Origin of the sequence: Bacillus sp. JJ1764, assembly GCF_036962145.1 — a bacterium.
GTDB lineage: Bacteria > Bacillota > Bacilli > Bacillales > Cytobacillaceae > Neobacillus.
The window spans coordinates 1-5098 of sequence record NZ_JBALNY010000228.1 but is presented as its reverse complement, the minus strand read 5'-3'; the positions used below and the strand labels follow the sequence as shown (position 1 = coordinate 5098).

Annotated in this window: 8 protein-coding genes; 4 read left to right on the top strand and 4 right to left on the bottom strand. The window is 36.4% G+C overall.

Going from position 1 to position 5098, the window contains the following annotated elements; genetic code table 11:
* Position 1 precedes the first annotated feature (1 nt).
* A complete protein-coding gene (locus tag V7083_RS22890) occupies positions 2-244 on the top strand; it encodes a YciI family protein (protein ID WP_335482422.1) in 243 nt (80 codons plus the stop codon).
* A 232-nt stretch (positions 245-476) separates the two neighbouring features.
* On the opposite strand, the gene V7083_RS22885 is transcribed toward V7083_RS22890, so the two are convergent.
* Positions 477-869, bottom strand: a complete 393-nt coding sequence (locus V7083_RS22885) for a RidA family protein (protein ID WP_335482420.1) — start codon at positions 867-869, stop codon at positions 477-479.
* Positions 870-1251: 382 nt separating this feature from the next.
* Here V7083_RS22885 and V7083_RS22880 point away from each other — a divergent pair, with 382 nt between their 5' ends.
* Complete coding sequence (locus V7083_RS22880; protein WP_335482418.1) at positions 1252-1839, top strand: hypothetical protein; 588 nt, start codon at positions 1252-1254, stop codon at positions 1837-1839.
* A 160-nt stretch (positions 1840-1999) separates the two neighbouring features.
* On the opposite strand, the gene V7083_RS22875 is transcribed toward V7083_RS22880, so the two are convergent.
* The 3 genes from V7083_RS22875 to V7083_RS22865 form a co-directional block, all read right to left on the bottom strand.
* The gene (locus V7083_RS22875; RefSeq protein WP_335482416.1) at positions 2000-2422 is read right to left on the bottom strand and encodes a hypothetical protein; all 423 of its coding nucleotides are present in this window, start codon (positions 2420-2422) and stop codon (positions 2000-2002) included.
* 338 nt (positions 2423-2760) lie between these two features.
* Positions 2761-3015, bottom strand: a complete 255-nt coding sequence (locus tag V7083_RS22870; protein ID WP_335482414.1) for a hypothetical protein — start codon at positions 3013-3015, stop codon at positions 2761-2763.
* A 174-nt stretch (positions 3016-3189) separates the two neighbouring features.
* Positions 3190-3972 carry a putative protein N(5)-glutamine methyltransferase gene (locus tag V7083_RS22865; protein ID WP_335482424.1) on the bottom strand — a complete coding sequence of 261 codons (783 nt, stop codon included), beginning with the start codon at positions 3970-3972 and terminating at the stop codon, positions 3190-3192.
* Positions 3973-4316: 344 nt separating this feature from the next.
* Between V7083_RS22865 and V7083_RS22860 the strand changes: the two genes are divergently transcribed.
* Together V7083_RS22860 and V7083_RS22855 are read left to right on the top strand one after the other, a co-directional pair.
* Positions 4317-4469, top strand: coding sequence for a hypothetical protein (locus V7083_RS22860; protein WP_335482412.1), 153 nt, complete (start codon positions 4317-4319; stop codon positions 4467-4469).
* 154 nt (positions 4470-4623) lie between these two features.
* Positions 4624-5013 (top strand): hypothetical protein, encoded by a 390-nt coding sequence (locus V7083_RS22855; RefSeq protein WP_335482410.1) that lies wholly within the window; start codon positions 4624-4626, stop codon positions 5011-5013.
* Positions 5014-5098: the final 85 nt, after the last annotated feature.

Here is a 5098-nt window from a genome sequence, read left to right as displayed (position 1 = left end):
GATTACAACTTCAAGGACTGAAAATTTCAACAATGATTTTATTAAACCACACTATGATTTCCTCAATAAGTTAAAACATAATAATCAGCTTGAAGCTTATGGTCCATTTAGTGATGGATCAGGTGGTGCTTACCTTATTAAATGTAATTCCTTAGATGAAGCTACTATAATTGGTAATTCTGACCCATTAATAAAGAGTGGTTCTTCCACTGTTGTTGTAAAAGAATGGATTTTAAAAGACTGATTTTTAGAGGAGAACATTGCATTCTCCTCTTTCCTTCACATTATTTGGTCCTATGTGGTTTTTAGGTGATTTAATTGATTTGTTAACTAGAAAATCCAAGAAGAAGGTAAAATCTTGTGTTAAAGATTTATGCATTTGTAAGATCCTTCTTTTTCTTATTACTCCAAAAGGTTTCTTTTATAAATCCCCGAGAAATAGCCATGAAAAAATGTACTACGTTGGAGTTATAGAATTATTTTTCCTCTTTACATGCCCAAGCATCTATTTCAACTTTAAATACAGGTGCTGCTAACGCAACAACATACACCATGGTTGTGCATGGGAGATGGTTCCCAAGAAAATCACTTATTAATTTTCTTCGTTGATTGGCTTCAAATTCCCCAACCAAATAAAATACTAATTTGGTTAAGTCGGTAACTTCCATTTCAGCGGCTTCTAGGTTTCTTTTAATATTTTCTAAGGCCAATTTCATTTGTTCTAAAGGATTTTCCGGCACAGTTCCATCGACTTCCATACCGAGCTGTCCTGATAACGTTAACCATCTAGTAGGACCTGTCATTTCAATTTGATGCACATATGGAGCCACTGGTGGATGAATTGTGTTTGGGTTTCTTGAAATTTTCATAATGTACCATTCCCTTTTCTATGTATTAAAAAACCATTTTATATAGTAAGGATCCAGAGATCATTCACTTTGTCTTAATCTGCTCGTGTTTCGTCAGGCGTTTCCTGTTGGCCATTTAAAATAATCACCTCCAATGAATAGTTTCTTTATATATTCTATTATTTTTATCCTATTCCTCCTTCCTCAAGCCTTTCCGTTGGATTGGAACAGGTATCACTACAGCGCTCCCCTCACTTATGAACAAAAATTAATGATTACAACTCTAATGGGAAAATGTAAATGCGAATCTGTTTTATATTTTTTGAATGGCACATAAGAGGAAACATATGGTAAACTTAAAAAAAGAAACTTTCCGCAGAAAGTACAATTATGGGGGACAGAAATGAAGAAGACATTAATTGGAGCAGGACTTGGGTTCGTACTAGTACTTGGAGGTTGGTATGCCTTCAATTCCTATAAGGAAGATAAAACTGTAACAGTAAAAACTACGAAACATGTAGCCGCTAAATCAGTACATAAAGTAAGCGAACTTGAATTAGAAACAGCCGCTAAAAACTTTTATGAAATTGAGAAACATGTTAAGGGTGATGACATCTTCTATTACGGAATGATCACGATGGCCCTTCAGAAGCTTGAGTTCAAAGGAGAAATAGATTATCGTCTCCCAAATACACCTGATAGTATCCAACGAATTCAGTTGAGTCGAGAGAACCTTCAATATTTGAAAAACAAGGCAAAAGAAATTTCGGCCTCCGGACCGTATCCGAAAATCTTAGACAAGTGGCTAAAAGGAGACTTTTCTCATATTGAAAAAGATTATCTAACAATTAGGAATCTAAAAGGTGACCCCTCACAACCAAGCGAAAGTCCTGTCTTAAAAGTAAGAACGACTGAAGAGGAAGAGAAATATATCCAGCACTTCTTTGGTGATGAGGGATTACAAAAAAATAAAATAGATTGGCTATTATAATCTTTAGGTATTTGCATAGTAAAAGGCCCATACTTGTTAGATATTTCTAAGAAGTATGGGCCTTTATTTATTTTGATCCAATGAACTTTGACAATCCACTTTTGGTGACATTTATTTTATCAACCGACCATAAGATGGCAGCTTTCATTGACAAAAAAGATTAAACGCAAGTGAATGATTGAATTTGTCTTAGGCTAATTCCGAAATTCACCCATCTATGTCCAGTCCAGCGATACCCTGAAACAGAATGGCGGCCAATAAAGGTTGGATAAAACCAGAATTGTTCAAAACCCCTTAACCATACATAGGTGTATCTGTGTAAGCAGCGGATCATACTGCCTGGATCAACTGCAAATTGTCCTGCCTGGTAGGTCTGTTGAGGTACAGCAGATGGCGGTGGCGCTGTTGGTGGTCCAGCTTCATGATCATGATGGCCAGGTGGTGGTCCTGTCGGAGGTTGAAATCCCCCTAATTGTCTTGGATCTTGGGTTGAATAGTAATCTGTTTGAAAAGATGTTGAAGCTAGATTAGGATCTTGATTATGTGGAACATAATAATGCAAATGTAAAGGACTAGAATACATAACAGCCTCTCCTTAAAAAAATGTATTTTCTCATCATCATATTCTTTCGGTATTCACCCATAAACTTGTTTCAACAATATATTTTTCAATTAGTGGCATAAAACACGTAAAAATGCTCAGACAATGTATGCTGAGCATTTTTTTGTATATCGGCCTTTTGAACTACAAGCACCTATCATAATTGCTATGTATTAGAGGTTGAACGCTGAGGCATAATGGCAAATCCTATTGCCTTCTGACCTTTAAGTATTTGAATCGGTTGGTCCTGAAGACTGATGCTACATGTTATTTCTATAATCAGCTCACTCTTACGTTTCGCAATCCAATTTATTTTCTTTTTATTGACTGTTATTTCGATGATCAATCCCAAGAGGAAACCACTCGCTAAGCCAAGCAGCCCACATGACAGGACCCCAATGCCATACAAATCCATATATGGTTCCTAGTACAGAAAAGATGGTTCCGCTCTCAGCTGACCACCAAGCGGCGACCCATGGTGGACGAGGATAAACGGAGTTGGTCCCCCATACTGTTATTTTACCTTTTGAATAACGTGGTTTGATATTGGCAGACTGAAACTTCTGATGTGCCATAGGCAATGTTCTCCTCCGACTGGATGTCTCTTCATAATTTTAGCAATCATTACCTATGTTATTCTGCCGATTGCCTTCTCAAAGGGGAATAGAACATATGTCCTTCCTCTAATCCCCTTTTCCAATAAAAATGGATTTGCCGCAACTACCTCCGATTTTACACTCCTAATACTCTTAGTCGGATTTTGTACCAATCACGATGGTTGCATCCCATTCTTCATCTCTAACCATTCTGGTAATGAATCCTGCTTTAGCGAAGATTTCTGAAGTTCGAGCACTCTGCATTTCACTTGTTTCTATTAATAGATGCCCGCCAGAAACAAGCCAGTTTTTCGCCTCTTCGGCTATTTTACGATGAAGATCTAGTCCATCCTTTCCACCGTCAAGTGCCATTTTTGGTTCGTATAAACGTGCCTCTCTGGGAAGGAGTTCAACTGAATCAGTAGGAACGTAGGGTGCGTTAGCCACTATGAGATTCACTTGTCCTTTCAATGAATGGGGTAATGCTTTATATAAGTCACCAAGATAAGGGTGTCCTCCCCTCATCGTGATGTTACGGGAAGCACATCGTACAGCAACTGGATCAATATCTACTGAATGTAATGAGTTCTTTTTTACGTGGTTAGTGATTGCGGCACCAACAGCACCTGATCCACAACACAAATCCAATACAACATCATTAGAACTAATGAACTCTATTGCTTTCTGAACCAGAAACTCCGTACGTCTACGTGGTATAAAAACTCCAGGTTCGATTTCAATCCTTAATCCACAAAACGTAGTAAACCCTAGCACGTATTCAAGCGGAAACCCACTTGCCCGTTTATCTACAAAATCCATTAATTCCTTTATACTTTTAGCCTCTGAAATAAGTAGATGTGCTTCTTCTTCAGGAAAGACACATCCCTCACTACGAAGTCTGTGGATCAACCATTTTTTAGTATTATGATCGATCATAAAGGTATTTTTCTGTCCTATGTGACTCACCACTTCCTTAACAATAGTAATCATCTTATTATTCTAGAAATACATTAAATGTCCTTCTATACGAAACTCCTATTTTGTGCAATAAAAAAGAAGGCTGTTGCAGAGCCTCCGTCTTAGGTAGTTTATATTCACATTGTTAATAATTAAAAATCTCTATTCTGCTGTTTTTACCCGAAATCAAAAATTTGAAAAAATGGACAACCCATTTTTCGAAAATCATGATATTCGTTTATGCTCGTCCATTATATCAGCATAATATATTTTCGTAAGAGTACTCTTATAATACTCTATCTGACAGGAAAGGGGGGACATACATGCAAAATTCACCGCTTTCTAATCTTCTTGTATGCTTGGGAGTGCTACTTGTTATCATTTTGTTAGCATTAGCATTATTCGTTGGTGGAATTTTAGGCGTTGATACCAGCTCATTTAGTGGTGCCTTTAATGACATTGCTTCACAATGCTAGTCGCTTCCTACTCTTTACACTCCATTTAAAGTACTAATGGAGTGAGAAAATGAACTTAGAAGAGACTAGTGATCTTCTAGGTTCATTTTCATAACTATTCTCTTCAAGTATTTCTGTGTTTCATACTATAATTTTAGAAAAGGGTGATAACATCATGAGTGAGGAACAAAAAAAATCGAATAAATCCATTCTAGGAGACCAGCTCAACCTTGATTCTTTATTAAATTCTACTGATAATAATGCCTTAATGAATTTGGCTGGGAGCTTCATGCAGAATCCAAATGCCATGAATTCATTAATAAAGGTAGCAAGTAATATATTATCAAATGATGACATGAAGAACACAGGTAATGATCATTCAGAGCAGAATTCATCAGTTTTATCGGAAGAAGTAAATAAGGAACTAAAATTGGTTACTTTACGTTTAGACAAACTTGCTAGTGAATTGTATGAATTGAGAGAGCAATTAAAGGAATTCAATGAATACAATCAAACGGCTATTGAATACATCATTAAAAAGAAAAAGAAATCGAAAAATGATTAAAGTCGATTATTGAACCTTGAGAAATCAAGGTTTTTACTAGTTACGTACCTTTTCATTTTATTCTTATATAAATTAAGTTCCAATC